Source organism: Salinicola halophyticus (genome assembly GCF_003206695.1).
In the GTDB taxonomy this organism is placed as follows: Bacteria; Pseudomonadota; Gammaproteobacteria; order Pseudomonadales; family Halomonadaceae; genus Salinicola; species Salinicola halophyticus.
Genome location: NZ_PZJN01000003.1, coordinates 586,015 through 612,535, shown reverse-complemented (window position 1 = coordinate 612,535; position 26,521 = coordinate 586,015). Strand labels below are relative to the sequence as shown.

Here is a 26,521-nt window from a genome sequence, read left to right as displayed (position 1 = left end):
GCCTCCTGGGTTTCTGACTTTCTACTACTACGGATATCATCATGGACTTCACGCTAGTCGGCGTCGTCGGTGTCGCGGCATTGCTGATACTTCTCGTGCTTGGCGTTCCTTTGGCCATCAATTTCCTGCTGGTCGCTTTCATTGGGATCGCCACGCTTCTGACCCCGTACAGCGCCACCTCGCTGCTCGGCGATACCATGTACACGGCGATCGCTTCGCCGACCTTTACCGTGCTGCCTTTGTTCGTCTTGATGGGGGCGCTGGCGGCGGCCAGCGGCTTCGCCGAGCTGGCCTATAAGGGACTACATCGCGTGACCGCAAGGATTCCCGGCTCGCTGGCGGTTGCGACGGCTTTCGGTAGCGCCGCGTTCTCGACCGTGTGCGGCTCTTCTCTGGCAACGGCTAGTGTGTTCGGGCGAATTGCCTATCCGGAGATGCGTCGTTATCAGTATGACAAGCGCTTCGCGCTGGGCAGTATCGCCTGTGCGGGCTCGTTTGCGGCAATGATTCCGCCCAGCGGCATGTTCATCCTGTTCTCTATCTTCACCGGCGTGCCGGTAGGTCAGCTCTTCATTGCCGGCATCGTACCCGGCGTGCTGACCGCGCTGGTCTACGCGATCTCGATCGTCTGGCGCGCCAAGCGCAACCCCGAGCTCGCGCCGATGCTGGAGGAAGAGCACCGGATCATGCTGCGGGATCGTGTACGCGGACTTCTCGATCTGTGGCAAATCCTGCTGCTGGGCGGCGTGGTTATCGGCGGCCTTTATGGTGGTCTGTTCACGGCGACCGAAGCCGGTGCGGTCGGGGCGCTGGGCGCGATCATCCTGGGCGTGGCGACCGGGCCCCTACGCTCGCTCGACAAGCTGCGCGGGGCGCTGCGGGAGTCGGCCGGCATCACGACTACGCTGTTCTTCATCATTGTGGCGGCACTGTTCTTCAGTCGATTTCTGGGGCTGACGCGGATTCCCTTCGAGATCACGAATTTCATGACCTCCTGGGATGTGCCTTCATGGATGGTCCTGGGGCTGATTCTGGTCATCTGGTTCCTGATGGGCATGGTCGTGGTGCCGGCAGCGGCATTCGCGTTGACGCTGCCGATCGTGTTCCCCATCGTCGTGGAACTTGGCTACGAGCCGATCTGGTTCTGTATCATTGCGATGAAGATGTGCGAGATTGCGGGGGTGACGCCACCCGTCGGGCTCAACGCCTTTGCCCTGGCCGGCGCCGCGGGAAAGGACGTCAAGATCAGCGAGGTCTTCGCTGGCGTCTGGCCATTCGTGGCGTGCGATCTGTTCATCCTGGCACTGCTGCTGGCGTTTCCCGCCATTTCGCTGTGGCTGCCGCAGAGTATGATGTAGCGGACCAGAATGTCGCGTCGTGGCGCATCGCCATGGCGGAGTAGGCTCCGTCGGTATCTATTCATCAGAGACAAGACAACATGCTCAAGACTCCTTATCTGTTGTTCCTGGGCGATGTGCCCGATCCGTTATCTGCCAAGGTCGCTCAGGGCATTCGTGACTGGCGCCCGGAGTATGCGTTGGGGCAGTACCGGCTACCCGGCTGCCAGGCGGATATGAAGCTTCCGGATCTCGACATCGATGCGGCGGTGGCCCAGGGGGCCAGAACGCTGGTGATCGGCGCGGCGAATCGTGGTGGCGTGATTTCCCGCAGTTGGATCGCCGTGCTCAAGGAGGCCTTGGCGGCCGGCATGGATATCGCTTCCGGCCTGCACAATCTGCTGCGTAATGAGCCGGAGCTGGTGGCGGCGGCGGAGAAGTACGGCGGGCGCCTCATCGATGTGCGCGTACCCCAGGTTCAGTATCCGATCGGCGACGGCAAGAAGCGCAGTGGCAAGCGTTGCCTGGCCGTGGGTACCGATTGTTCGATCGGCAAGATGTACACCGCCCTGGCGCTGGATATCGCCATGCGCGAGCGCGGCGCCAAGTCGAGCTTCCGTGCCACCGGTCAGACCGGCATCCTGATCACCGGTGAAGGCGTGCCGCTGGATGCCGTCATCGCCGATTTCATGGCCGGTTCGATCGAATGGCTGACCCCGGATAACGACGATGACCATTGGGACATCATCGAGGGGCAGGGCAGTCTGTTTCACCCTTCCTATTCCGGCGTCACCCTGGCGCTGATCCACGGCGGCCAGCCGGATGCGATGATCCTATGTCACGAGCCGACGCGCACGCACATGCGCGGCCTGCCCCATTACTCACTGCCGACGCTCGAACAACTGCGCGACACGGCGCTGCCGCTGGCCCAAGTGGTGAACCCGGTGTGCCAGGTCGTCGGTGTCTCGGTCAATACTGCCGGCTTGGCGGTCGACGAGGCCGATCGCTATCTGGCGGCACTGGAAACGCGCATGGGGCTGCCCTGCGTCGATCCCTATCGCCAGGGCGCGGATCGGCTGGCGGAGGCGGTGTTGGCATGCTGAGTCTCAGCGTCGAGGAGCAGGTCTTCCCGCTTGCCGAAGTCTTCACCATCTCCCGTGGCTCGCGAACCGAAGCGCGTGTGGTGATCGCGACGTTGAACGACGGGACGCATGCCGGGCGCGGTGAGTGCGTTCCCTACGCGCATTACGGCGAGTCGGTCGATAGCGTCACCGCCGAGATCGAGTCGATGCGCGATGCCTTGGCAAACGGTATGGATCGCCTCGAGCTGCAGACGCGACTGCCGGCCGGCGCTGCGCGCAACGCGCTCGACTGTGCGTTTTGGGATCTGGAAGCCAAGATTGCCGGCAAGCCGGTCTGGGCGCTTGCCGGCATCGATGAGCCTAGAGCCGAGATCACGGCCTTTACGCTATCCCTGGACACGCCGGACGTCATGCGCGATAAGGCCAGGCGTCACGCCGATCGGCCGTTGCTCAAGCTGAAACTGGGTGGCGAGGGGGATATCGAACGCCTCGAGGCGGTTCGTGAGGGCGCGCCGGAAGCGCGGATCATCGTCGACGCCAACGAGGGATGGGACCGAGAAGCTTACCAACGCCTGGCACCGACCCTGCTGGCGCTCGGCATTGGCATGGTCGAGCAGCCGCTGCCGGCTGGAGACGACGCGCCGCTGGCGGAGATCGAACGACCGCTCCCGGTCTGCGCCGACGAGTCTTGTCACGATCGCCGCTCGCTGCCGAACCTGGTGGGTCGCTACGACATGATCAATATCAAGCTCGACAAGACCGGTGGCCTGACCGAGGCGTTGGCGCTCAAGCAGGAGGCGCTGGCCCAGGGTTTCGAGATCATGGTGGGTTGCATGGTGGGATCGTCGTTGTCGATGGCGCCGGCGTTGCTGGTCGCGCAGGGGGCAGCGGTGGTGGATCTTGACGGACCGCTGTTGCTGGCGCGGGATCGTGAGCACGGCATGCGTTTCGACGTCGAGGGTGTGCACCCGGCAACGCCCGCTCTGTGGGGATGAGCAGTCGTCATGGAGTTACACTCTGCGTCGCGAGGTTCAGCGACAATCGGCCTGAACATGAAGACAGATACTAGAGACGGCATGAGATGACACAGCGCACGGTTTACGTGAATGGCGATTACGTCGCGGAACGGGACGCCAAGGTATCGGTCTTCGACCGCGGTTTTCTGCTCGCCGACGGGGTCTACGAAGTGTCGTCGGTGCTGGATGGCAAGCTGATCGATTTTTCCGGGCATATGCAGCGGCTAAAGCGCTCGGCCGGTGAACTCGAGATGACGTTGCCGTGGAGCGACGAGACGTTGTTGGAGATCCACCGCGAGCTGATCCGACGCAACGCGCTTGAGGAGGGCATGGTCTACCTGCAACTGACGCGAGGCAGCGCCGGCGATCGTGATTTTGCCTACCCGGATGCGTCAACGCCGCCGACGCTGGTGCTGTTCACCCAGGCCAAGGCCCTCGTCGATAGCCGCAGTGGCAGCGAGGGTATTCGCGTCGCGACACAACCCGATTGGCGCTGGACACGGCGTGACATCAAGACGGTACAGCTGCTCTATCCGGCGATGGCCAAGATGGCGGCGAAAGCGGTCGGCGCCGATGATGCCTGGCTGGTCGAAAATTGCATGGTGACGGAAGGGGCCTCCAACAATGCGTGGATACTGACGCACGACGGCGTGCTGGTGACGCGCGAGCTATCGCACGCCATCCTGCCCGGGATTACGCGGGCCGTCGTTCTGGAAATCGCCGCAGCGTTATCGTTGGATGTCGAGGCGCGCGCTTTCAGCGTCTCGGAAGCACAGAGTGCCAGAGAGTGCTTCGTGACGTCGGCGTCCTCGTTCGTCACCCCGGTCATCGCGATCGATGAGGTAATGATCGGTGACGGCCGGCCCGGCGATGTCTCGCGCCGTTTACGGTCAGCCTATATCGAGGAAAGTCGCCGCCGCGCTATCTGAGCCGCATTCGAAGGTCGTGGACGGTCATTCGATAATCAGCGAGCCAACTGAACCTCCAGCAGACGAAAACGACGAAGCCCGCCNNGGCGGGCTTCGTCGTGATATCTGGTGGCTACGCCCTGATTCGAACAGGGGACCCCATCATTATGAGTGATGTGCTCTAACCAGCTGAGCTACGTAGCCTTTGAGGTAGCCATGTCGTGGCAACCGTGTCTAGGTGACCATGTCGAGGTGGACAAAGTCGTCTGACAACGGTTGCGAATACTACCATAACCCGATGAAACGTCAACGCTTTCCCGGGTTCATACCGCATGCTTTCGACGTCCTGCGCCGTGATCGGTCTCAGACGTTAAAGCGGAAGTGCATGATGTCGCCATCCTTGAGCACGTAAGTCTTGCCCTCGAGACGCCACTTGCCGGCTTCCTTGGCACCGTTCTCGCCGCCCAGCGCCACGAAGTCCTCGTAGCCGACGACTTCCGCGCGAATGAAACCTTTCTCGAAATCGGTATGAATCACGCCGGCCGCCTGCGGTGCGGTAGCGCCGATCTTGACCGTCCAGGCACGCACTTCCTTCACGCCCGCGGTGAAGTAGGTCTGCAGGCCCAGCAGGCCGTAGCCGGCACGGATGACACGATCGAGACCGGGTTCTTCCATGCCCATCTCTTCGAGGAACATGGCGCGCTCTTCGTCTTCGAGCTCGGCGATCTCGGCCTCCAGCTTGTTGCAGACCGGCACCACCACGGCGTTTTCCTGAGCCGCGATCTCGCGCACGGTATCGAGATGGGGATTGTTCTCAAAACCGTCTTCGTTGACGTTCGCGATGTACATCGTCGGTTTGAGGGTCAGAAAACCGAAGCTGCGCAGCTGATACTGCTCGTCGGCGTCGAGCCCGAAGCTGCGCAACGGCTGGCCTTCGGCCAGATGCGGTTGGATCCGGTCGAGGATCGCCTTGGTCGCGATCGCATCCTTGTCGCCGCCCTTGACCACGCGCGTCAAACGCTGGATCGAGCGTTCGACGGCATCCAGATCGGCCAGTGCCAGCTCGAGATTGATGGTCTCGATGTCGGCGGTCGGGTCGACCTGGTTGGCGACGTGGATCACATTGTCGTCGTCGAAGCAGCGCACGACATGGGCGATGGCGTCGGTTTCGCGGATGTTGGCCAGGAACTGGTTACCCAGTCCTTCGCCCTTGGACGCGCCCTCGACCAGCCCGGCGATGTCGACGAACTCCATCGTGGTCGGTACCACTTTCTGCGGCTTGACGATCTCGGCGAGTTTGTTGAGACGCGGATCGGGCATTGGCACGATCCCGGTATTGGGTTCGATGGTGCAGAACGGGAAGTTTTCCGCGTCGATACCGGAGCGTGTCAGCGCATTGAAAAGAGTCGATTTACCGACGTTGGGCAAACCGACGATGCCGCAATTGAAGCCCATAATGTGATCCTGAGAACGGTATGATCCTGAAGCCAGCATGCTTTTGGGGACGTTCGGGTCGCGAGACACGAACGACAGCACGACAAACGAATGGCGAGCATTCTACGGGACGCGGCCGACAGGGGCCAGACTCTTGCCAGCTACGAGCTACGAGCTACGAGCTACGAGCTACCGAGCGAATCAGTCAGGCTTGAAACTGTGCAGCCGGTTCATGGCCTTGGCCCAGTTGCCAGCGAGAGCATCGGGGAGGGTATGGACAGTCTCGGTCAGGACGTCGTCGATCACCTCGCGTTCCCGCTTGCCAGGGCGGCCGAGAACATAGTGGGTGACCAGTTTGGCGCTGCCGGGATGGCCGATGCCGACTCGGAGACGGTGGAAGCCGTTGGCATTGGCCGACGCGCTGATGATATCTCGCAGACCGTTATGCCCACCGTGTCCGCCGCCCGTCTTGTAGCGGGCGCAGCCAGGGGCGATATCGAGCTCGTCATGGGCGACGAGAAGCTCGTCCGGTGCGATCTTGAAGAACTGGCACAGCGCGGCCACCGAGGCACCGCTGCGATTCATGAAGGTGGTGGGGTTGAGCAGGTGAATATCGTGCTCGCCCAGGCGGACCTTGGCATAGAGGCCCAGAAACTTGCGTTCGGGGCGCAGCGTTTCTGCTGCGCCCCGAGCGATTTGCTCGACCAGCCAGGCGCCGGCATTGTGGCGGGTGTCTTCGTATTCCGGCCCGGGATTACCCAGGCCGATGATCGCTTTCACTGCCATGCCGACTACCTGTTGTCCGGTCTATGACGGAAGATTACTCGCCGTCTTTCGGTTCGCCATCTTCGTCGACGCCTTCACCGGCGATCTCGTCGTCGCTGGCGACGGTCGGGTGCGTGACGCTGACGACGCCGGCATCGTGCTCTTCACCATGGCTTAGCTCGACCAGAGTCACGCCTTCCGGCAGCTTGATGTCGGACAGGTGAATGGTCTCGCCAAGTGCCAGGTCAGCCACATCGACTTCGATGTATTCCGGCAGCTTGGACGGCAGACAGCTGATCTGAACGTCGTTGTTCTGGACGTGGAGTACGCCGCCCTCGTCCTTGACACCTTTGCACGACTCTTCGTTCAGGAAGTGCAGCGGTACGTTCAGGGTCAGTTCGTGAGTCGCATCGACGCGCATGAAGTCAGCGTGAGTGATCAGGGCCTTGTAGGGATGGCGCTGCAGATCACGGATGACGACCTGCTCGCTCTTGCCGTCGATACTGATGTCGATGATCGAGGAGAAGAAAGCTTCGTCTTCGATCGCCTTGTAGAAGGCCGGCTTGTCGATGGTGATCGGCTGCGGTTCAGTGGAACCACCGTAGATGATGGCAGCGACCTGTTCGTTCTTGCGGCGCAGGCGGCGGCTCGCACCTTTCCCCAGCTCCTGACGAACATTGGCGGTCAGAGTGTAATGATGGGACATTGATTGTCACCTCTAATAGTCAAGTAATGGAAAGCGGCATCGCCCGCGACCAGACGATGCCGTTCCAGTAGGGGCCACTGCCGTCACGGCAGTAGCCCGCGTATCCGCGCGTGATTCCCTGTCGCTATGAACAACCGCTATGAACAACCTATCGTCATGAAACAACCGAGAAGGTCATTACGAGAGGGTCGTTACACGTGCGATCAGTGGAACATCGCGCTGACGGATTCCTCGTTGCTGACACGGCGAATGGCTTCGGCGATCAGGCCGGCGACCGTCAACTGACGGATCTTGCCACTACGACGTGCAGGTTCGGAGAGCGGTATGGTATCGGCAACGACGAGTTCGTCAAGCACCGAACCACTAATATTGTCCACGGCCGGCCCCGAAAGGATCGGGTGGGTGGCGTAAGCGACCACGCGACGGGCGCCGCGCACCTTCAATGCTTCGGCAGCCTTGCACAGCGTGCCGGCGGTATCGACCATGTCGTCGACCACGACGCAGGTTCGATTCTCGATTTCGCCGATGATGTGCATTACCTGGGCCTGGTTGGCCTGAGGGCGACGCTTATCGATGATCGCGAGGTCGACATTGAGCTGCTTGGCGATGGCGCGGGCACGGACCACGCCACCGACGTCGGGGGAAACCACGACCAGATCGTCGTAATTCTGGCGCTCGATATCGTCGAGCAGAATCGGCGAGCCGTAGACGTTGTCCACGGGAACGTCGAAGAAGCCCTGAATCTGATCGGCGTGAAGATCCATGGTCATGACTCGATCGACCCCAGCCTTGACCATCATGTCGGCAACGACCTTGGCCGAGATCGGCACGCGGGCCGAACGCACACGGCGATCCTGACGGGCGTAACCGAAGTAGGGCACCACGGCAGTGATGCGGGTCGCCGAAGCACGCCGCAGGGCGTCGACCATCAGGATCAGTTCCATCAGGTTGTCGTTGGTCGGGGCGCAGGTCGATTGCAGGATGAAGACATCCTTGCCGCGGACGTTTTCGTTGATCTCGACGGCTATCTCGCCATCGCTGAACTGGCCTACCGTGGCATGGCCAAGTCGGTTATCCAGACTCTCGGCTACCTTGGTGGCGAGGCCGACGTTGGCGTTACCGGTGAAAACCATCAATTTAGACACGCGCGGCCACCTTATGAGAGCGGTTGAAGGTCGGTGAGGACATTCGTTTCGAACCAGGATGGGTGACAAGGCGACAGAGGGAAGACGAGACAAGAGGCAGGATGTCGAAGACACCACGCGTGCCCGCCGACGATATCCGGGAGGATCGTCGAGCTACGTCGAGACGGCAGGAAAAACAACCGCAGCGCCGGTGGGGAAATCGTGTGGGCTGAATGGCCATCGCGTCCCGGTTTCCGTATGCAGGCTTATCGAAATTCAGGAAGTGGCTGGGGTACCAGGATTCGAACCTGGGAATGCTGGTATCAGAAACCAGTGCCTTACCACTTGGCGATACCCCAGCAATTCAATCGCGCTCATTATGCGCAAAAGCGTCAACCGTTGGCTAGGTCTTGACGGAAAACCAGCCGTGGGATCATCAACAGTCTGAGAAGTCTGACAAAAACCGCGTAATCGAAGCGGTCCTGGCAGCACCGACGGTATGGTGACATCACGTCTGTATTCTGTCCAAACCCTTGGCTGCTTTCAGGGCATGGTGCAGCGAAGAAACATTGCTGCCGCGTGCCTTGAAGGCGTGCCATTCGTCCGGAAGCTCGAGCAGTACCTGCTCGGCGTGCGCTTCGTCCTTCAACGGGCAGAAGACGCAGGCCCCGGTCCCTGTCAGCATCGCCTGACCCTGTCGGCCAAGCCAGGTCAGTGCGCGATCGACCTCGGGATATTGCGCTCGCACGGTGCGCTCGCAATCGTTGCGCCAAACGGTGTCCGGGGAGGCCCGGTCGAGTGCGCGTCGCATACTAATGACCGGGCTGTCGCGTGTCAAACCGGGGTCGCCGAAAATCGCTGCGGTGGAAATCTCGATGCCGGGGTGGATGACGACGAACCAGCAGGGCGGCAGTTCCACGGGGACCAGACGCTCGCCGACGCCTTCGGCCCAGGCGGTATGGCCGCGCACGAAGACGGGGACATCGGCGCCCAGTTCCAGCCCCAGTGCCGCCAGCCGTTCGATCCCCAGGTCCAGCTCCCACAGATGATCGAGCGCCAGCAGCGTGGTTGCGGCATTGGAGCTGCCGCCGCCCAGACCGCCGCCGATCGGCAGGCGTTTTTCCAATTCGATGATCGCGCCCTGGCGGCAGCCGGTTTCGCGCTGAAGGCGGCGAGCAGCGCGCACGATCAGATTGTCCTCGTGGGCGACACCGGTCAGTGCCGAGCCCAGTTCGATGTCATGGCTATCGGGCGTCGCGGTGAAACGCAGGATGTCACCATGGTCGAGAATCTGAAACAGCGTCTGCAGCGAGTGATAGCCGTCCGGACGACGGCCGGTGATGCGCAGCAGACGGTTGAGCTTGGCCGGCGCGGGCAGGGTCAGCGTTGTCATGGGGCCGCGTCTGATGACGTTGGGCTGGGTGTGTCGTTCGATGCCCCGTCCGGCATCGCTTCAGGCTGCCACTGATTGACCACCAGCGTGGCGCGAATGTCGTCGTAGGTCATGACCAGCCGGCTCGGCAGCCACAGCGACCCGGCGTAGGTCCAGTCGCGATAGCGGATGTTCCAGCCATCCTGCTGCAGTGTCTTGGGAAACCCCAGCTCGTCCTGGGTCTGATCGTGGGCACGATGCGGCGCCGGCAGGCCGCGAACCCAGTAATCCAGCGACGAGATAGGCAGCGACCACCCCAGCTGCTGCTGCATTAGGGCCTCCGGAGAGGAGGCTTCGAAGCGGCCGTCACCCGTGGTCAGACTGACGCGGCCTTGCTTGCCTTCGAGCACGCTGCGTCCGGCGCCAAAGGGTCCGCTGATCAACATGCGATAGTGATCGGGGGCCTGGGACCAGTCGAGATTGGCGCTGCGACTGTCTTCGGCGGTTCTCAGACCCACCTTGCCGGCCACTTGCCAGGTATCGAGCGCGACGAGATCGTCCTGCTGGCGCTGCCAGTCATCGGGCTGGCGCGGTACGTCCGGCGCTGGCGCCTGTCCGGCGCAGCCGGCCAGCCAGGCGACCACCAGCAATGTGCTAAGCGGCTGCCACCACCGAGTGCGCGGCGTCGCGGCGCGATATGGGCTTTCGGTGGCCGGGAAAGAGTATGGCATCGGGTTATCCTGTAAGTGCAAGAAGAGATGCGAAGCGATCGACGACGGCAATCATCGACGTCCAGCTCGAGAAGGGGAGCGACCTCGGCTAGGGGGCCAATTGCGGATAGCGTTTCAGGAGGTCGTCGATATCCGGGTGAGAGTCACTGCCCGCCAATGCCGACTCGACCAGTGTGCGGGCCTCGGACTGTTGCTCCAGCGTGACCAGGACCTCGGCCAGGTGCGCGGCCACCTCCTGATCCGGTTGACCAGCGTAGGCGCGGCGCAGGTAGCCCAGCGCTTTCTGCGGTTCACCGCGTTTGAAATGGACCCAGCCCAGGCTGTCGAGAATGGCCGGGCTCTGCGGCTCGAGAGCATGCGCCCGTTCGATGAGATCCAAGGCTTCGTCGAAGTGCTCGGTGTTTGTCGCCAGGGTATAGCCGAGCGCGTTGAGGGCTGCGGCATTGTCGGGATCGCGAGCGATGACATCGCGCATCTGGGTCATCATCGTCTCGACGTTGCCACGCTCGAACTCTCTCATCGCCCGGGTGTAGAGCAGATCGGTATCATTCGGTGACTGCTTGAGGCTGTCGGCGAGCAGGGCATCGGCGGTACGAGTCTGTCCGTCGTGGTCGAAGGCCTGAAGGCCGATCTGAGTCAGCGATCCGCGCTGCCCGGGATGACGCAGCATTTCGATGCGCAGGAATTGCTGGGCGTCTTCGGCACGGTCGTTGGCGATCAGCATCTGCGTCGCCACGGCGCGGGATTCGAGGAATCCGGGCCCCGCCGGCACCTGTCGATAGTAGAGCAGAGCGTTATCGATCTCGCCCTGAGTCTCGGCGATGCTGCCCAGCACCAGATAGGTCGCCGGCGGCGTGTCGTCGCGATCCAACAGGGGTAGCAGCAGACGGCGTGCTGGATCCAGCGCCCCGGCATCCAGGTAGAGCTGCGCGAAGCCGATGCGCAGCGACGGCGTATCGTTGTACTGCGCCAGCAGCTGATCGATCTGGCGTTCAGCGGCCGCGACGTCGCCACTGGCAATTTCGGCCTGGGCCAGCGCCAGCAGGAATCGGCTGTCGTCGGGAGCGAACTCGCGCCCACGGCGTGCCGTCGAAGCCGCCTCGGCATAATCGCCGGCATCCAGGGCGATCTGCGATCGGGTGAGCCACAGCTCCGGCAGCTCGGGGTGACGGCGGGTCAGTTGCGCCAGCCGTTGTCGTGCGTCGTCGAGCTGACCATTGGCCGCCTCGAGCCGGGCGGTCGCCATCTGGGCGTCGGCATGATCCGGGTTGGCCGCGGTAAAATCGCGTAGCTGGGCGATCAGCGGCGGCAGATCCGCCTGTGACTCCACCATCAGGTCGGAGAGTTCGAGAAGCTGGGCATCCTGTTCGGCGCGAGCGAGCTTGAGCCTGTGACGTAGTGCCGCAGGCCAATCGCCGCGGTCCACTGCGATACCCGATAGCAGCTTTTCAGGGGCCGGGTCCTGCGGTGCCAGCTGCTGCCAGCGGGCGGCGGCCGATTTCAGCAGTGACGTATCGTCGGTGTAGCGAGCCGCCAGGGTGGCACGCTCGGCCAGGTCGGCGGAACGATAACGGTCGGCAGCTGCCAGATAGCCCTGGGTGGCACGGTGGAAGTCGCCGCGCTGACCGGCCATTTCCGCCAGCAGCACCTGCGACAGGCCCGAGGCATCGAACCCCTGGGTGATCGGGGGCGCCGTGGCCATGGGGTCGTCCAGGGACATGGACGCGTTGTCAGCCGACATGCTTTGACAGCCAGCCAGCAGGGCCGCACAGCTGGCGGCGTAGAACAGACTTTTGGGCATGCCGTCCTCGAGATCGATCAATCGCTCCAGCATAACGGTTGGCGGCCGGGGGTCAATCTCCCGGCACGCGTCATCGGCGTGATTCATTGCCTGCTAAGCGTCTTTTGGCTGTGCTAAAATGGCGCCGCCTGGCTGAGCGGACCACAATGGGCTGTGCTTCTGACCAGTACCGTGCTTCATCCCGATTTCCATGCCGATGTATGGCGCGCGGCTTCGACGGCCTTCGCAGACGCAAAGGTCGGGTCCACGCAAGACAATTGACCGTGATTTCATGACGCTGCTAGCTCTGGGTATCAATCATAGAACGGCTGCGGTCGACATGCGCGAGCGTGTTGCCTTTTCGCCGGCACAGCTCGAGTCGGCGCTGAGCCAGCTGCGGGCGTTGCCCGACGTGCGTGAGGCGGCAGTGCTTTCGACCTGTAACCGCACCGAGCTCTACTGCATCACCGTGGCCGACGGCGAGAGCCAGCTGCTCGAGTGGCTGGGCGCGTTTCACGGCATGCCGGCGCAGGAGCTTCTGAGTTGCGCCTATCACTACCATGAGGGCGAGGCGGCGAAGCATCTGATGCGGGTGGCGGCCGGGCTGGATTCCATGGTACTGGGTGAGCCGCAGATTCTGGGCCAGCTCAAGGATGCCTACCAGATCGCGCGCCAGCATGCGGGTCTCGGCAGCGAGCTCGAGCGTCTGTTCCAGCAGACGTTCTCCGTTGCCAAGCAGGTTCGCAGCGAAACCTCGATCGGCGAAAATCCGGTCTCGGTCGCCTATGCCGCCGTCAGCCTGGCCAGTCGAATCTTCGACGATTTCAGTCGTGCCCGCGCGCTGTTGATCGGTGCCGGTGAAACGGTCGAGCTGGTGGCCCGTCACTTGCGTGAAGCGGGCATCATGGGGTTGACCGTCGCCAACCGCACGCTGGCGCGCGCCCAGGCTCTGGCGGAGACCTGCGACGCCAGGGCAATCGAACTCAGCGCGATTCCACAGGCGCTGGAACAGGCTGACATCGTCATCGCCTCCACCGCCAGCGAACTGCCGATTCTCGGCAAGGGCATGGTCGAACGCGCGCTCAAGGTGCGCCGCCATCGCCCCATCTTCATGGTCGACATTGCGGTGCCTCGCGATATCGAGCCCGAAGTCGGCGATCTCGATGATGTCTTTCTTTATAGCGTCGACGATCTGCAGCAGGTGATCGCCGAGAACCGGCGCCATCGGGAAGTCGCCGCGCGTCAGGCCGAAGTGCTGATCGAAAGCGGCGTCAACCACTGGCTGCACGAGCGGCGGGTACGCGGCGCCGGCGACCTGATCCGCCGTTATCGCCAGCACGGCGAGACACTGCGGCGCGATTCCGAGTCCGAGGCGCTGGCGCAACTGGCCCGTGGCGAGGATCCCGAAGCGGTCATCAAGCGACTTTCCCATCAGCTCGCCAACAAGCTGATGCACGGTCCGACCCTGCGCCTGCGCGAGGCGTCGGGCCAGTCCCGCCACGATATCATCCAGGCCGCCGATAGTTTGCTCATCGAAGGGCCCGCCACGACACAGGACTCGGTATGAAAACACAGGACTGGGCATGAAAGCGTCTTTACGCGAACGACTCGATGCCTTTCAGGAACGTTTCGAGGAGCTATCGGCGCTACTCTCCGAACCCGAGGTGATCACTGACCAGCCGCGCTTTCGCGATTATTCCCGCGAGTATGCCGAGCTCGAGCCGCTGGTCGCCGCCTGGCTCGATTATCGGCGCACCGAGGGCGATATCGAGGCGGCCGACCAGATGCGCCAGGACAGCGACCCGGACATGCGCGAGCTGGCCGAGGAGGAGTGGCGCGCTTCCCGGGCGCAGCTCGAAGAGCTCGAGGAAGAGGTCAAGCGGCTGCTGGTGCCGAAAGATCCGGATGACAACAACAACGTCTTCCTGGAAGTCCGCGCGGGGACCGGGGGCGACGAAGCCGCGCTGTTCGCCGGCGATCTGTTTCGGATGTACTCGCGCTATGCCGAAAAGAAAGGCTGGGGCGTGGAAGTGGTCAGCGCCAGTCACGGCGAGCAGGGCGGTTACAAGGAGATCATCGCTCGGGTCAAGGGTGATAACGTCTACGCCGCATTGAAGTTCGAGTCGGGCGCTCACCGCGTGCAGCGGGTGCCGGCGACGGAGTCCCAGGGCCGCATTCACACCTCGGCTTGCACGGTCGCGGTGATGCCGGAAGCGAGCGAAGTCGGCGATGTCGATGTCAATAGCAACGATCTGCGAATCGATACGTTCCGTTCCAGCGGCGCAGGGGGCCAGCACGTCAACACAACGGATTCCGCCATCCGCATCACCCACCTGCCGACCGGGCTGGTGGTGGAGTGCCAGGAAGAGCGTAGTCAGCACAAGAACCGGGCCAAGGCGATGTCGCTGCTGGCGGCGAGATTGAAGCAGGCCGCCGTCGACACGCAGCGCCAGCATCAGGCCGATACGCGGCGTTCGCTGGTGGGGTCGGGCGATCGCAGCGAGCGAATCCGAACCTACAATTTTCCTCAGGGGCGTCTTACCGACCACCGTATCAACCTGACGCTCTACAAACTCGTCGAGATCGTCGCCGGCGATCTCGACGAGGTCATTCGGCCGCTGGTCAACGAATACCAGGCCGATCAGCTGGCGGCTCTGCAGGGCGAGTGATGACGATAGACGATGCCTTGCGTGAGGCGACGGCGCGATTGAGTGCATCGCCGACACCGCGACTAGATGCCGAAGTGCTGTTGGCCCATCTCTGCGAGCGCAGCCGGACCTGGCTCTACACCTGGGGCGATCGTACCCTGACGGACGATCAGACCGCTCGCTTCGACGCGCTGCTCGAGCGGCGTGGCGAAGGATGTCCGGTGGCCTACTTGACCGGTTCACGCGAATTCTGGGGGCTGGACATTCAGACGTCGCCGGCGACGCTGATCCCGCGCCCCGATACTGAGCGTCTCGTCGAAGTGGCGCTGGAGTCGGCCGCGGCGGCGAACGGCGAGCTGCTCGATCTCGGCACCGGCACGGGGGCGGTGGCACTGGCCTTCGCCAGCGAGCGTCCCGGCTGGCAGGTGACCGGGGTCGACCGGGCCGCTGACGCCGTCAGCCTGGCGCAGTCGAACGCCGAAAGACTGGCGATAGCCAACGTGCGCTGGTTGGAGAGCGACTGGTTCTCCGCGTTGTCCGGGCAACGTTTCGATATCATCGTCGCCAACCCGCCTTACATTGCTGCCGACGACCCCCACCTGACGCGGGACGATGTCCGCTTCGAGCCACGCTCGGCACTGGTGGCCGAAGCCGCCGGCCTTTCCGATCTCGCATGGCTGGCCCGGCACGCCTCCGCCTACCTGAAGCCGGAAGGCTGGCTGTGGATGGAACATGGCTACACGCAGGCCGAGACGGTGCGTCACACGCTGATGCATTTTGGCTTTCTAGGCGTCGTTTCGCGACAGGATCTGGCGGGGCACGAGCGAATAACGGGTGGGCAGGGGCCTCGCTGATGGCGGCGATGCCGTCCCGCTTTCCGTCATGTCGAGCGATTGGCGTTGAACGCCTAGCGTTGAACGATAGTTGCCATGCCAGTTAGTGAATCGTAACCGCTCTGTGATAGTAATAATCCCGCTGCGAGCGACGGGTCGATGAGTGTCTGCTCGTTGATCCTTGCGCCACGCGTTCGGATGGCCCTCGTTCGGCCTCGTGCCATTCACGGAGCGCTTCTATTCACCGGCTGGAACAATTACACCAATGAAAGCCAAGTCTCGGTCACTCGATCGAATCGATCTCAACATCCTGCGCTGTCTGCAGGATAACGCCCGTATTTCCTACGTGGATCTGGCTTCGCAGGTGGGTCTGTCGACAACGCCTTGCCTGGAGCGGGTCAAACGTCTGGAACGGGCAGGTATCATCCGCGGTTACAAGGCCGTGCTCGACCCGCAGGCCCTGCGCGCCAATCTGCTGGTGTTCGTCGAGATCAGTTTGAACACGCAGTCACCGTCGGTCTTCGATGAGTTCCGCAGGGCGGTCGCCACGTTGCCGCAAATTCAGGAATGCCACCTGGTGTCGGGTCAGTTCGACTATATCCTCAAATGCCGTATTCCCGAGATGTCGGCGTACCGTCAGCTGCTGGGAGACGTGGTGCTGACGTTGCCGGGGGTCAAGGAATCCAAGAGTTACGTCGTGATGGAAGAGGTCAAGGAGGAGTTGGCGTTGCCGATCCCCGATCTCGATCCGGAAGACGCTCGATAACGCCCAGGAGCGAGCGCCGATGACGGCCGTTCCTGCGCTTCAGGAAGGTTCATGAACGACGAAGCACTGTTGCGCTATAGCCGCCATATCATGCTCGAAGAGATCGACATCGCCGGTCAGGAGCGTCTGCTGGCCGCCCGCGTGCTGATTGTCGGTGCCGGTGGCCTGGGGTCGCCGGCGGCGCTCTATCTGGCCGGCGCGGGAGTCGGGTGTCTGTCCATTGCCGATGACGATATCGTCGAGCTTTCGAATCTGCAGCGTCAGATCGCGCACACGGAGGCCTCGCTGGGCCAATCCAAGGCGAGATCGGCTGCTGCCACCGCCGGCGGTCTCAATGCCGGTTGCGAGCTTCGTCCGCTGGAGACCCGTCTCGTCGGCGATGCCTTGCTGGCGGAGGTCGATGCTGCGGATGTAGTGCTGGACTGTACCGACCGATTCTCCAGTCGCTTCGCGATCAATCGGGCCTGCGTCGATACTCGCACGCCACTGGTCAGCGGTGCTGCCATTCGTTTTTCGGGTCAGCTCGCGGTGTTCGATCCGCGTCAGCCGGCATCCCCCTGCTATGCGTGCCTTTATGGCGAGCACGGAGATGACGACGCGCTGACCTGTGCCGAAAGCGGGGTGGTCTCGCCGCTGGTGGGCGTCATCGGCAGCTTTCAGGCGCTGGAGGCGATGAAACTGATCAGCGGGGCCGGCCAGCCCCATCGCGGGCTTTCGACGTTCGATGCCTTGACCGGGCAGTGGCGCCATTTTGCGCTTTCAAGGGATCCCGAATGCCCCGTATGCCGTCGTCATTAGGCGATAGTGCTCCTCAGGGCTTGTCATGATCGAAAGCCCGATCCTTTGGCGGTGAACTCGAGTCGGTAATTCGGTTTCATCGAGTATTACTAAAGTATGTGAAAATTCCACTTCCGCATTATCCTCAAAGACTGATAATCTAGTAGCAAGAGCAGGAAATTGGACCGGTTTTCTACCAGATATTGATTTTCGCTATGCAATTTTAAGCTGATTGAGCGAAGCGGACATCAGAAGTTTCAAGCGTAGACCTCGCAGCATTGCGCTCGAGACACGACGAATCGGATGAGAGCGCGCCAACGAAGCGTTGCTTTTAGCCACATAGGTTCATGGTCGCGATTCGCGATCTTTTGGCCCGGCATACTTCACCTTCAGAGCGGTAAAGTATGCCGGGCGTTTTTTTGAAAGACCTGCCAGTTGACAGTCACAGGCCGTGATAGGCCTATGCTGCTATTTGTGAACTCCTCTACAGATCTCTCTTGTCCCTCATTTTGATGAGGAAGGCCCTATCGGCCATTCGGTTCTTTGACGACGATTTTCTGAAGTTATTGCCGCTAATTTAGTCTAGGTTAAGTATTTACGGGTAGAAAACGCGCAAAGTTGTTAAAACACGTAACATGCTAAGTATTATTAGTTTTTTGACCTGGATGTCCCGCCCTCCTAATTCGTGACGATCCTCGGACTGACAATGAAATTGACCGCACGAGATTTTCGGCCCACCCCGTGTCAGAAGAAAAGCGAGCCCAATATGGGAACGCTTTCTCAGCGTGCCAAGGCCATTGGCATGCCCGTGGGCACATTGAAAACGCGGATCAAAAAATTGATGGATAGTGGTATCGAACGAGAACGCGCCATCGAAATTGCGCTGAGTCGGCCCGTTGGCCCTCAAGGGCGGCCCCGCAAGCCTACCCATCGCTAACGTCTATTTTGTCTCGCCGTCCGGTATTTCGTGAGAGTAGAGCTTCGTATTCCCGGCGGATAGCCGTGTCTTAGGTATTCGAGTCGGTATTCAAGCCGATGTTCGAGTCGGTATTCGAGCCGGTGTTCGAGCCGGTGTTCGAGAGGGGGCGGTGGGTCGTTTGATAGCCCGCGACCCCGAATCAGTGATGAAGGGGTCGCGGAAAAGTCGGCAGGGGCGTCCAACGCTCAAGAAGACTGAGCGTCCCCGTCCCACTGCGGTTTGCCGTCGCGCATCAACACGCGGTCGCTACCGGGTTTGTCGTCCAGCTTGGCTTCGTGCACCTCACCATCGTAGCGGTATCGAACGTCGTAGCCGACAGTCTCGTCCTTGCTGTCGTTGACCGTGCTGCAGCGCTTCTCAGTGGTCTGATAAGTATCGCCTTGCTGCATCCGTTCCTGGACCTGATTGCCGGCGACGCCGCCGCCGACGGCGCCGGCCGCCGTCATGATCTTCTTGCCGCTGCCACCGCCAAACTGATTGCCAACCACGCCGCCGACGATGGCGCCGATGGCGGTGCCGGCAATACGATGGTCATCTTCCACCGGGCGCTGATGGGTAACGGTAACGTTCTTGCAGACCTCGCGAGGGGAGTCGGTGGTCTGCACGATCGGGTCGACGCTGACGATATCCGCGTAGCGTGGTCCCTCTTCGGAAGACTGATAGGAACCCACCGCCACGCCGCCGGCGATGCCCAGCGCGGCAATGATGCCGCCAATCATGATCGGTTTGTTCATGGTCCTGCTCCTTTTCCGTCCGCATCGATTTCGTGAGTGCGTGCCAGTTCTCGCGAGAGGCTGGCGCCGAAACCTGGCGGTTCGTGAGAATTTTTCTGGTCCAAGACAAGGCTCATCATGCCGCAGTCGAGGATCGATCGTTCGCGATTGACCCAGCCACTGCGACGCTCGTCTCCAGATGCGCCGCTCGTCTCCAGATACATGAAGTATAATCCGTAAAATTCTGTTAATCGCTCGGGAATCGCGTTCTTGAACGCTGTTTCCATATTGAAAAAGTCGTGTATCCAGATAGCGACACACCGTCTATGGGACGGTTAATGGTATGTCTGAATGGCGTGGAACGAGAGGCGGAGACAAGGCGCGAAGACGGGAGGCAACGACAAGAGGTCAAGACAAGAGACAAAGACAAGAAGCGAGCAGTATCCAGGCGGTGGGCGCGGTCGAATCCCGCGCCCTGTGTCGGAGTGGTTACAGCGTGAATTCGGCCAGCTTGCGTTCGACCCTGGCCTTTTTCAGTTTGGCGACCATGGGCAGGCCATTTTCGAACGGGGGGAAGTCTTCGCCCACGATCAGTGGCGCGAGGTAACGCCGGCCCGCTTCGCTGATGTAGAGGCCGTCTTCACTGATGTAATCCCTGGGCATGAATTTTTCATGATTGGCGATCTCTGCCAGCGGTGCCGGCTCGATCTTCCAGGTGTAAGGTGATTCCGACACTCGCTTGATGGCCGGCATCATCGAATTCTGGCCGCTCAGCGCCAATTCCACTGCAGCTTCACCGACCGCGTAGGCCTGGTCGACGTCGGTCTTGGAGGCGATGTGGCGCGCGGCGCGCTGCAGGTAGTCTGCCACTGCCCAGTGGTATTTGTGGCCCAGATCTTCCTTGACCATCGATGCCAGCGCGGGGGCGACACCGCCAAGCTGCTTGTGGCCGAAAGCATCGACGCTGCCGCCATCGGCAAGAAAGGTGCCGTCGGCATACTGCGCGCCTTCGGAGACCACGATCACACAGAAGCCGTGACGCTTGACGGCCTCGTCGATGCGCGCCATGACGATTTTCCGGTCGAAGGCGATCTCCGGAAAGATGATCACGTGTGGTGCCTCGTCAGAAGAGGCGCCGGATAGCGCGCCGGCAGCCGCGATCCAGCCTGCATGGCGTCCCATCACCTCGAGGATGAATACCTTGGTGGACGTGGCGCACATCGACTCGATGTCGAGTGCCGCCTCTCGCGTCGAGGTCGCGACGTACTTGGCAACGCTGCCGAAACCCGGCGAGTTATCGGTGATCGGAAGGTCGTTGTCGACGGTCTTGGGCACGTGGATAGCCGTTAACGGATAGCCCATCGTCTCCGACAGTTGCGAGACCTTGAGGCAGGTGTCCGCGCTATCGCCGCCGCCGTTGTAGAAGAAATAGCGGATGTCGTGCGCCTTGAAGACTTCGATCAGCCGCTCGTATTCGGCGCGGTTGTCCTCGATCGACTTCAGCTTGTAGCGGCAGGAGCCGAAAGCGCCACCGGGCGTATGGCGCAGGGCGGAGACGGTTTCATCGCTCTCCTGATTGGTGTCGATCAGGTCTTCCAGCAAAGCACCGATGATACCGTTATGCCCGGCGTAGAGATGGCCGATGCGGTCTGCATGACGGCGGCAGGCCTCGATCACGCCACAGGCGCTGGCGTTGATGACGGCAGTGACGCCACCGGACTGTGCGTAGAACGCATTGTGCTTGGCCATGTCGGCTTTCATCTCCTGATGTTCGGATTGCTGAGCTCGCGTTTTCGATCCCGCCATGCGCGGCGAAAGAGCGCGAGTCGGATGCGCGCTCAGCATAGCCGAAAGGCGTATGCCTGTTAATACGATAGCCGTGCCGCCACCACGGTCATTTTTCTGCGACTAGAAGATGAGTGACCGACTGATTCCCGTTCTCGATCGCCCCTGTACCCGCCAGTCATGAGTCGGTTGGGAGGGCGGGTTCAGAACGCCTTCGAAGGCGGGTAGCCGGGGCCAACGCCCATGAACTGGCCATGGCAGGAGCTCGACATTAGCCTGAAATAGGCGCCGGTAGCCCGGTTCTGGAGGCCGTGCTAGGCTCGCCGGTTCATATGGGGAGAGTGACGGAGAGCGTAGTGAAGAGAGTGGTGGAGAGAGTCGTGGAGAGAGTTGTTGAGAGAGTAGTGGCATGCACGTTCACGTAGTGGGGGTCTGTGGAACCTTCATGGGCAGTCTGGCGCGACTGGCAAAGGCATTGGGCTATCGAGTCACCGGCTCGGATGCCAATGTCTACCCTCCGATGAGCGTTCAGCTCGAGGAGATCGGTATCGAGCTGATGGAGGGCTATCGCGCCGAAAACCTCACCCCGGCTCCCGACCTGGTCATCGTCGGTAACGCGCTCTCGCGGGGTAATCCGGAAATCGAGGCGCTGCTCGATGCCAGGCTTCCCTACCTTTCGGGTCCGCAATGGCTGGCGGAGCATGTGCTGCCCGGGCGCAAGGTGCTGGCCGTGGCGGGCACCCATGGCAAGACGACAACGGCAAGCATGCTGGCCTGGATACTCGAAGCCGCAGGGCTGAAGCCCGGTTTCCTGATCGGGGGGGTGCTGGGCAACTTCGGCCTTTCCTCGCGTCTTGCGGCACCTGGCGCGCCTTTCGTAGTGGAGGCGGACGAATACGACACCGCGTTCTTCGATAAACGCTCGAAGTTCGTTCACTACCGCCCGGATGTCGCCGTTCTCAACAATCTCGAGTTCGATCACGCGGATATCTTTCCCGATCTGGCCGCCATCGAACGCCAGTTCCATCACTTCGTGCGGACTGTGCCCGGTAACGGCGGGCTGGTGGTAGCCGACGGCGAGCCGGCGCTGGAACGCGTGCTGGCAATGGGCTGCTGGACGCCGGTCGAGCGCTTCGGGGAACGTCCCGACAGTGATTGGCAACTGCTGCTCGATCCCGACGATAGCCGAGCCTTCACGGTTTTGCACCGCGACGAGCGCCATTCGGTGCGTTGGGGGCTGAGCGGCCGGCACAACGCTGCCAACGGGGTGGCGGCGCTGGCGGCGGCCAATCAGGCGGGAGTGTCGCTGGCCGACGGCTGCCGGGCGTTGACGACGTTCGCGGCGCCCAAGCGGCGTCAGGAAGTGCGTGGTGACGTGGCCGGGATCCAGGTGCTGGATGATTTCGCCCATCATCCGACCGCGATTGCACTGACTCTCGAAGGGCTCCACCGGGATCGGCACGGCGGCCGGTTGCTGGCCGTGATCGAGCCGCGCTCCAACACCATGCGCCAGGGCGCCATGAAAACGCGGCTGGCCGACAGCGTGGTGGCGGCCGAGCGCGTCTGGTGGTATCAGCCCCCGGGGCTCGACTGGTCGCTGGCCGAGGTGGTGGCCGGCCATGCTGCCAGCCGCGTCGAGAGCGATCTCGAGATGATGGTGGGTGAGATCGTCGACGCGGCGCTGCCGGGCGACCGCATCGTGGTGATGTCCAACGGCGGATTCGGCGGTATCCACGACAAGCTGCTGCACGCTCTGGAGGTCCGCCATGGCGGTACACACTGAGGTTCCACACACTGAGATTTCATCCCGAGCGCCCTATTTTAAGCCCTATGCCGCGCCGATCGCCGTCGCGATCACCGGCGCTTCCGGCGTGCAGTACGGGCTGCGGCTGATCGAGTGTCTGGTCGGAGCCGGGCACGAAGTCTACGTGATGATCTCGAAGGCGGCCCACCGCGTGATCGCGGTCGAAACCGACATCGAGCTCCCGGCTCAGCCGGATCGGCTGGCGCAGGATCTGACGGCCCGGTTCGGGGCGGGCGAGGAACAGATTAGCTGTTTCGGACGGGAAGACTGGATGGCCCCGGTGGCCTCCGGTTCCGGTAACTGGCAGGCGCTGGTGATCTGCCCGTGCTCGACCGGCACGCTCTCCGCCGTGGCCTGCGGCGCCAGCAACAACCTGATCGAGCGCGCCGCGGATGTCGCGCTCAAGGAGCGTCGACAGCTGATCCTGGTCCCCCGGGAGACACCGCTCTCGGCGGTGCATCTCGACAACATGCTCAAGCTCACGCACATGGGCGCCGTCGTGCTACCCGCAGCACCGGGGTTCTATCATCGGCCGGACAGCGTCGAGGCGATGATCGATTTCATCGTCGCCCGTATTCTCAACCAGCTGGGCATTGCTCAGACCCTGATGCCCCGCTGGGGGGATTAAGCCGTCTCCGCGTAGAACGGCAGTCGTGGCCGCATGGACGGCAGTCGTGGATAGCGGCAATCAGACGGGGCCAAAGAACATCACGCGTCCGGTTTCCAGTGCCAGCGAGGCGATGCATAGCCAGATCCAGGGCGGCATGTCCCGGCCTGGCTGCTGGAAGTGCTGATAGCTGATGCGAGTCAGCGCGCAGACCGTGAGTCCGAGCAGAGCGCCGCCGACCAGGTCGCTGGCCCAATGCACGCCGATGACCAGCCGGGATAGCGCCATCGGCACGCAGGTGAGGATTCCCAGCCAGTAGGCGTAGCCGCGATAACGTTGCGGCATGACCTGGGCGGCAAAAGCGGCCGTCAACCCAATCACGACGACGATCGTCGATGTGTGAGCGCTGGGGTAAGACATCGAACCGGTCAGGTAGTCCGGCGTGTCTGGCCGTGCCCGGCCGGCGAGATCCTTGAATACGGTATTGCTGACCGCGATGAGACCCAAGGCACCTGCGATATGCAGTAGTCCAGCGAAACGTCTGGCGTAAAGCAACCACAGTAGCCAGGGCGTCATCAGTACGCTGATCCCCAGAGCGTCACCGATCTCGGCCAGCGTTTCGCTGGTCCCGACCAGCCAGCTGCGCTGCAGCAGCTTGGCGAGGGAGTGGATCTGTTGATCCATCGGCAGCGGCCCGTTGTGGGCCAGTACCCACGCCGTCCATGCAACCAGGGCGATCAGGCTCGTCAGTAGCAGCGACAGTGACGCCAGGGGGAACTCGTTGGCGGGCGGTGGCGAGCAGAGCGATTTCCATCCCCTGGTCAGCACAGGGCTTCGAGCCATGCGTTCTTCCAGCCAACGGTGCAAGCGACCGTCGCCGCTGAGCTGGTAGCGAATAGTCGAGAACAGCAGCGCCAGCGCCAGTACCGCCAGCGACAGCGTCAGCAGCCAGCGTTCGGCGCCGGGAGGCAGGTGCATCAGTTTTTCCCACGATCGCCCCAGCAGATAGCCGGGCAGCAGATAAACCGGGGCCCAGGCCAGGGCGGAGACGATATTGACCAGCACGAAGCGCTTCGTCGGCATCGACAGCATCCCCGCGATCATCGGAATGAACGGACGCACGGGGCCCACGAAACGGCCGATGATCACCGAGAGAATGCCATATCGCTGGAAGAAATCGTTGCCCCGGTCCAGCCATCCGGGATGCTGTTTCAACGGCCACCAGTGGGGTATCCGGCTGCGTTGCGTACGGCCCAGCCAGAAGCTGAGGTTGTCACCGATGAAAGCGCCGACAATACCGGCGATCAGCACTAGCCAGAGCGGGACATCGTCGTGACCGGCGATCGAGGCCGCAGCACCCAGCAGTACGACACCGGGAACCACGATGCCGACGACGGCCAGCGATTCGATCAGCGCCACGACCAGGATGATGATGAGTAGCAGCCCCGGCGGCGGGGCGAGAGAGTAGAGCCAATGGGTGATATTCAAGCTTGAGGTTCCAGCAATTTGTTGGCGGCGGCTTCGAGGCGTTGCATAAAGCGTTCGGCGCTTTCATCGGCCTGCAATGTACACACTCGGCTGTGGCTTTCCAAAGACCCGATCTCGGGATGAGTGACGGCGGTGACCGCGTTCGAGAGCCTTTTGGCAGCGGCGATGGCGCCGGGTTCCGCGGCGTTGGGCAATACCAGCCAGAAAACGTTGGCGCGATACTCGCCGAGAAGATCGCTCTGGCGGCTGTTGTTGGAGACCACGTCGCTGAAACTCGCCGAGAGAACTTCGCGCAAGTGGCCGCCGAACTGATCGCTGGCCTGATCCAGCTGCGGGATATACACGACCAGCACGCTCAGCGGCCGGTCGAGGGCGGTTGCCCTGGCGACTTCGATTTTCAGGTTTTCCCGAATGCAGCTGCCGGAAAGTCGCCTGTCGCGGCGCCACGGCGTCAAGGTGAAAGGTGACGTCTTCGCCGAGTGATCGAGAAGGAGAGTCAAGGTGGCGGCGGCGAGGGTCAGCCACCAGCCGAGCGCCAGATTGAAAAGCGTCATGTACGCATCGCCGAGCACAACCAGCAGGGCCGGCACGACTGCCAGCGACAGTATCAGCGCGGTTAAGGGAGGCAACAGCAGGAAGCCCAGGGCGACCGAAAGCCCCAGCCACAGCATCGGCGTTGCGCTGCCCGGTGCCTCCACGGCGCACAGGATCAGGCCGCCGGCCAGCAACAGACGGTCGGCCACGGCCGCGCCGAGATGGCCCAGACACTGCAAGGGGATCGCTACCAGCAGCGCGATCGCGAGTAGCGTGGGCGGCAGGATCAAATCGTAGTGGCGCATCAGGTGCTCCCACAGCGCCAAACCTACGAGCAGCCCCAGAATGAGCAGCTGTGCGACCAGCTTGTAGCGACTCAATGCCACGACTGCATCTCCGAAACCGGTGTCGACGGTTTGCTATGGTAGCGGGTGAAGCGGTCGCCGATTTCCGCCAGCGGGGTCGAGGAGATTTCCCGTTGCGGGGCGATGGCGTATCTCAGCTGCTGTCGGCGAAGACTGGCTGCTTCGGCATTGGGCGCAATCAGAATTACCGCGACGCCGTAGTCGTTGAGGCGATAGGCGCGTTCGTAGAGCGCGAGCTGCTGGCTCAGGCAGCGACAGAGCTGTTCCATGTCGGCGGTCGTCGACCGGGCGCAGCCGTAGAGGGCAACTTCGCTATGCAGTATCTCTCGCTCGGATCGCTTCAGTTCGATCTGGATGTCGGCGTCGAGCTGGGCGGGGGGAAGCAGCCATTCCGGTGTCGTGGGGGGCGTCGCCGTCGAATGCCTTTGCCGTTCCAGGCACAGAAGCCACACGATCGCCAACGAGACGCTGACGACGATGGCGGTCGGCAGCGGCAGCGCCCAGCCGATGTCGGCCACGACCAGCACATAGGCCGCCACGTTCAGGGCCATTCCGATTCGCCCGGTCATTCGGGAGAGGCATAAAGGCAGCAACCACAGCCATAGACTGGCTTCGGTATGGCGCGTCGCGAGCAGGAGACCACATAGCAGGATGACGGCGACCGGAAACCAGCGCGAGAGACGCGGAGATGAGAAGCGGATCAGGAAGAGTGCAAAGATGGCTCCGCTGAGCCAGGCGATCATCCTGACGGTGTCTTCGGCCAGCCAGCCCGTGAGCAGGGCAAGCAGCAAGGTGAACGCCAGAAGAGTTTGAAGGCCGGGGCTTTTGTACTTGCTTTGCATGGTGGCTTATATTGGACCGATTGCGAATGACAGGCGCGGTTATTGATCGACTATCGCATGCGCCCGACTGACCGTATAGCGCCGATGCGTCTGACCTGCCCGTTTTCCGCCCTGGCGGGGAAACG

At 62.2% G+C, this 26,521-nt stretch carries 24 protein-coding genes and 2 tRNA genes; 11 read left to right on the top strand and 15 right to left on the bottom strand.

What is annotated here, in order from left to right; all coding sequences use genetic code 11:
- The first annotated feature begins 41 nt into the window (after positions 1-41).
- The 4 genes from DOM58_RS04900 (at position 42) to DOM58_RS04885 (ending at position 4,364) form a co-directional block, all read left to right on the top strand.
- Entirely contained in the window at positions 42-1,358 is a 1,317-nt protein-coding gene (locus DOM58_RS04900; RefSeq protein ID WP_075561220.1) for a TRAP transporter large permease, read from the top strand.
- A gap of 80 nt (positions 1,359-1,438) precedes the next feature.
- Positions 1,439-2,440 (top strand): N-acetyltransferase DgcN, encoded by a 1,002-nt coding sequence (dgcN, locus tag DOM58_RS04895; RefSeq protein ID WP_110691953.1) that lies wholly within the window; start codon positions 1,439-1,441, stop codon positions 2,438-2,440.
- Positions 2,434-3,414, top strand: coding sequence for an N-acetyl-D-Glu racemase DgcA (gene dgcA / locus DOM58_RS04890; RefSeq protein WP_110691952.1), 981 nt, complete (start codon positions 2,434-2,436; stop codon positions 3,412-3,414). The genes dgcN and dgcA overlap by 7 nt, the downstream gene beginning before the upstream one ends.
- An 86-nt stretch (positions 3,415-3,500) precedes the next feature.
- Entirely contained in the window at positions 3,501-4,364 is an 864-nt protein-coding gene (locus tag DOM58_RS04885) for a D-amino-acid transaminase (RefSeq protein ID WP_110691951.1), read from the top strand.
- A gap of 106 nt (positions 4,365-4,470) precedes the next feature.
- Here DOM58_RS04885 and DOM58_RS04880 read toward each other — a convergent pair.
- The 9 genes from DOM58_RS04880 to DOM58_RS04840 form a co-directional block, all read right to left on the bottom strand.
- Positions 4,471-4,547, bottom strand: a tRNA-Met gene (locus DOM58_RS04880).
- 159 nt (positions 4,548-4,706) lie between these two features.
- Positions 4,707-5,798, bottom strand: coding sequence for a redox-regulated ATPase YchF (gene ychF, locus DOM58_RS04875; RefSeq protein WP_110691950.1), 1,092 nt, complete (start codon positions 5,796-5,798; stop codon positions 4,707-4,709).
- 180 nt (positions 5,799-5,978) lie between these two features.
- Complete coding sequence (gene pth / locus DOM58_RS04870) at positions 5,979-6,563, bottom strand: aminoacyl-tRNA hydrolase (RefSeq protein WP_110691949.1); 585 nt, start codon at positions 6,561-6,563, stop codon at positions 5,979-5,981.
- A gap of 34 nt (positions 6,564-6,597) precedes the next feature.
- Positions 6,598-7,248: a 50S ribosomal protein L25/general stress protein Ctc gene (locus DOM58_RS04865; protein WP_075561225.1), complete on the bottom strand. Its 651-nt coding sequence runs from the start codon at positions 7,246-7,248 to the stop codon at positions 6,598-6,600.
- Positions 7,249-7,451: 203 nt separating this feature from the next.
- A complete protein-coding gene (locus tag DOM58_RS04860; protein ID WP_188113771.1) occupies positions 7,452-8,393 on the bottom strand; it encodes a ribose-phosphate pyrophosphokinase in 942 nt (313 codons plus the stop codon).
- A 263-nt stretch (positions 8,394-8,656) separates the two neighbouring features.
- Positions 8,657-8,731 (bottom strand) — tRNA-Gln (locus tag DOM58_RS04855).
- A 149-nt stretch (positions 8,732-8,880) separates the two neighbouring features.
- A complete protein-coding gene (gene ispE / locus DOM58_RS04850; protein WP_110691948.1) occupies positions 8,881-9,765 on the bottom strand; it encodes a 4-(cytidine 5'-diphospho)-2-C-methyl-D-erythritol kinase in 885 nt (294 codons plus the stop codon).
- Positions 9,762-10,475, bottom strand: coding sequence for a lipoprotein insertase outer membrane protein LolB (lolB, locus tag DOM58_RS04845; protein WP_110691947.1), 714 nt, complete (start codon positions 10,473-10,475; stop codon positions 9,762-9,764). Before lolB ends, ispE begins: the two co-directional genes overlap by 4 nt.
- Before the next feature lie 88 nt (positions 10,476-10,563).
- Positions 10,564-12,276, bottom strand: a complete 1,713-nt coding sequence (locus tag DOM58_RS04840) for a tetratricopeptide repeat protein (RefSeq protein ID WP_110692067.1) — start codon at positions 12,274-12,276, stop codon at positions 10,564-10,566.
- A gap of 271 nt (positions 12,277-12,547) precedes the next feature.
- On the opposite strand from DOM58_RS04840, the gene hemA reads away from it, so the two are divergent.
- The 5 genes from hemA to DOM58_RS04815 all read left to right on the top strand — a co-directional run bounded on the left by hemA (position 12,548) and on the right by DOM58_RS04815 (position 17,300).
- The gene (hemA, locus tag DOM58_RS04835; RefSeq protein ID WP_110691946.1) at positions 12,548-13,822 is read left to right on the top strand and encodes a glutamyl-tRNA reductase; all 1,275 of its coding nucleotides are present in this window, start codon (positions 12,548-12,550) and stop codon (positions 13,820-13,822) included.
- A gap of 16 nt (positions 13,823-13,838) precedes the next feature.
- Positions 13,839-14,924 carry a peptide chain release factor 1 gene (prfA, locus tag DOM58_RS04830; protein WP_075561230.1) on the top strand — a complete coding sequence of 362 codons (1,086 nt, stop codon included), beginning with the start codon at positions 13,839-13,841 and terminating at the stop codon, positions 14,922-14,924.
- Positions 14,924-15,757, top strand: a complete 834-nt coding sequence (gene prmC, locus DOM58_RS04825; RefSeq protein ID WP_110691945.1) for a peptide chain release factor N(5)-glutamine methyltransferase — start codon at positions 14,924-14,926, stop codon at positions 15,755-15,757. Before prfA ends, prmC begins: the two co-directional genes overlap by 1 nt.
- A 244-nt stretch (positions 15,758-16,001) precedes the next feature.
- Entirely contained in the window at positions 16,002-16,502 is a 501-nt protein-coding gene (locus DOM58_RS04820; protein ID WP_075561232.1) for an Lrp/AsnC ligand binding domain-containing protein, read from the top strand.
- A 51-nt stretch (positions 16,503-16,553) separates the two neighbouring features.
- The gene (locus DOM58_RS04815) at positions 16,554-17,300 is read left to right on the top strand and encodes a HesA/MoeB/ThiF family protein (protein ID WP_110691944.1); all 747 of its coding nucleotides are present in this window, start codon (positions 16,554-16,556) and stop codon (positions 17,298-17,300) included.
- A gap of 1,143 nt (positions 17,301-18,443) precedes the next feature.
- Here DOM58_RS04815 and DOM58_RS04810 read toward each other — a convergent pair.
- The 3 genes from DOM58_RS04810 to DOM58_RS04800 form a co-directional block, all read right to left on the bottom strand.
- A complete protein-coding gene (locus DOM58_RS04810) occupies positions 18,444-18,992 on the bottom strand; it encodes a glycine zipper 2TM domain-containing protein (RefSeq protein WP_075561234.1) in 549 nt (182 codons plus the stop codon).
- Complete coding sequence (locus DOM58_RS04805) at positions 18,989-19,258, bottom strand: hypothetical protein (protein ID WP_157957487.1); 270 nt, start codon at positions 19,256-19,258, stop codon at positions 18,989-18,991. Before DOM58_RS04805 ends, DOM58_RS04810 begins: the two co-directional genes overlap by 4 nt.
- Positions 19,259-19,460: 202 nt before the next feature.
- On the bottom strand, positions 19,461-20,720 hold the full coding sequence (locus tag DOM58_RS04800; RefSeq protein WP_075561322.1) for a 6-phosphofructokinase: 1,260 nt from the start codon (positions 20,718-20,720) through the stop codon (positions 19,461-19,463).
- Positions 20,721-21,165: 445 nt separating this feature from the next.
- On the opposite strand from DOM58_RS04800, the gene mpl reads away from it, so the two are divergent.
- Both mpl and DOM58_RS04790 read left to right on the top strand, forming a co-directional pair.
- Positions 21,166-22,539 carry a UDP-N-acetylmuramate:L-alanyl-gamma-D-glutamyl-meso-diaminopimelate ligase gene (gene mpl, locus DOM58_RS04795; RefSeq protein ID WP_110691942.1) on the top strand — a complete coding sequence of 458 codons (1,374 nt, stop codon included), beginning with the start codon at positions 21,166-21,168 and terminating at the stop codon, positions 22,537-22,539.
- Complete coding sequence (locus DOM58_RS04790) at positions 22,523-23,188, top strand: flavin prenyltransferase UbiX (protein WP_110691941.1); 666 nt, start codon at positions 22,523-22,525, stop codon at positions 23,186-23,188. The genes mpl and DOM58_RS04790 overlap by 17 nt, the downstream gene beginning before the upstream one ends.
- A gap of 60 nt (positions 23,189-23,248) precedes the next feature.
- Here DOM58_RS04790 and DOM58_RS04785 read toward each other — a convergent pair whose 3' ends face one another.
- From DOM58_RS04785 to DOM58_RS04775, 3 genes are read right to left on the bottom strand one after another with little or no spacing between them, the layout of a single operon-like run.
- Positions 23,249-24,655: a bifunctional DedA family/phosphatase PAP2 family protein gene (locus DOM58_RS04785; RefSeq protein WP_110691940.1), complete on the bottom strand. Its 1,407-nt coding sequence runs from the start codon at positions 24,653-24,655 to the stop codon at positions 23,249-23,251.
- Positions 24,652-25,575 carry a diguanylate cyclase domain-containing protein gene (locus DOM58_RS04780; RefSeq protein ID WP_110691939.1) on the bottom strand — a complete coding sequence of 308 codons (924 nt, stop codon included), beginning with the start codon at positions 25,573-25,575 and terminating at the stop codon, positions 24,652-24,654. The genes DOM58_RS04785 and DOM58_RS04780 overlap by 4 nt, the downstream gene beginning before the upstream one ends.
- The gene (locus DOM58_RS04775; RefSeq protein WP_157957486.1) at positions 25,566-26,396 is read right to left on the bottom strand and encodes a hypothetical protein; all 831 of its coding nucleotides are present in this window, start codon (positions 26,394-26,396) and stop codon (positions 25,566-25,568) included. The genes DOM58_RS04780 and DOM58_RS04775 overlap by 10 nt, the downstream gene beginning before the upstream one ends.
- Positions 26,397-26,521 lie beyond the last annotated feature (125 nt).

Excerpts from the sequence above, each read along its gene's own strand:
- prmC (WP_110691945.1), top strand. The coding sequence starts at position 14,924 with ATGACGATAGACGATGCCTTGCGTGAGGCGACGGCGCGATTGAGTGCA.
- dgcA (WP_110691952.1), top strand. The coding sequence starts at position 2,434 with ATGCTGAGTCTCAGCGTCGAGGAGCAGGTCTTCCCGCTTGCCGAAGTC.
- lolB (WP_110691947.1), bottom strand. The coding sequence starts at position 10,475 with ATGCCATACTCTTTCCCGGCCACCGAAAGCCCATATCGCGCCGCGACG.
- DOM58_RS04810 (WP_075561234.1), bottom strand. The coding sequence starts at position 18,992 with ATGAACAAACCGATCATGATTGGCGGCATCATTGCCGCGCTGGGCATC.
- DOM58_RS04815 (WP_110691944.1), top strand. The coding sequence starts at position 16,554 with ATGAACGACGAAGCACTGTTGCGCTATAGCCGCCATATCATGCTCGAA.
- DOM58_RS04790 (WP_110691941.1), top strand. The coding sequence starts at position 22,523 with ATGGCGGTACACACTGAGGTTCCACACACTGAGATTTCATCCCGAGCG.
- pth (WP_110691949.1), bottom strand. The coding sequence starts at position 6,563 with ATGGCAGTGAAAGCGATCATCGGCCTGGGTAATCCCGGGCCGGAATAC.
- DOM58_RS04885 (WP_110691951.1), top strand. The coding sequence starts at position 3,501 with ATGACACAGCGCACGGTTTACGTGAATGGCGATTACGTCGCGGAACGG.
- ychF (WP_110691950.1), bottom strand. The coding sequence starts at position 5,798 with ATGGGCTTCAATTGCGGCATCGTCGGTTTGCCCAACGTCGGTAAATCG.
- DOM58_RS04775 (WP_157957486.1), bottom strand. The coding sequence starts at position 26,396 with ATGCAAAGCAAGTACAAAAGCCCCGGCCTTCAAACTCTTCTGGCGTTC.
- hemA (WP_110691946.1), top strand. The coding sequence starts at position 12,548 with ATGACGCTGCTAGCTCTGGGTATCAATCATAGAACGGCTGCGGTCGAC.
- dgcN (WP_110691953.1), top strand. The coding sequence starts at position 1,439 with ATGCTCAAGACTCCTTATCTGTTGTTCCTGGGCGATGTGCCCGATCCG.
- DOM58_RS04800 (WP_075561322.1), bottom strand. The coding sequence starts at position 20,720 with ATGGCCAAGCACAATGCGTTCTACGCACAGTCCGGTGGCGTCACTGCC.
- DOM58_RS04865 (WP_075561225.1), bottom strand. The coding sequence starts at position 7,248 with ATGTCCCATCATTACACTCTGACCGCCAATGTTCGTCAGGAGCTGGGG.
- ispE (WP_110691948.1), bottom strand. The coding sequence starts at position 9,765 with ATGACAACGCTGACCCTGCCCGCGCCGGCCAAGCTCAACCGTCTGCTG.
- mpl (WP_110691942.1), top strand. The coding sequence starts at position 21,166 with ATGCACGTTCACGTAGTGGGGGTCTGTGGAACCTTCATGGGCAGTCTG.
- DOM58_RS04840 (WP_110692067.1), bottom strand. The coding sequence starts at position 12,276 with ATGCCCAAAAGTCTGTTCTACGCCGCCAGCTGTGCGGCCCTGCTGGCT.
- DOM58_RS04820 (WP_075561232.1), top strand. The coding sequence starts at position 16,002 with ATGAAAGCCAAGTCTCGGTCACTCGATCGAATCGATCTCAACATCCTG.
- DOM58_RS04900 (WP_075561220.1), top strand. The coding sequence starts at position 42 with ATGGACTTCACGCTAGTCGGCGTCGTCGGTGTCGCGGCATTGCTGATA.
- prfA (WP_075561230.1), top strand. The coding sequence starts at position 13,839 with ATGAAAGCGTCTTTACGCGAACGACTCGATGCCTTTCAGGAACGTTTC.
- DOM58_RS04805 (WP_157957487.1), bottom strand. The coding sequence starts at position 19,258 with ATGGAAACAGCGTTCAAGAACGCGATTCCCGAGCGATTAACAGAATTT.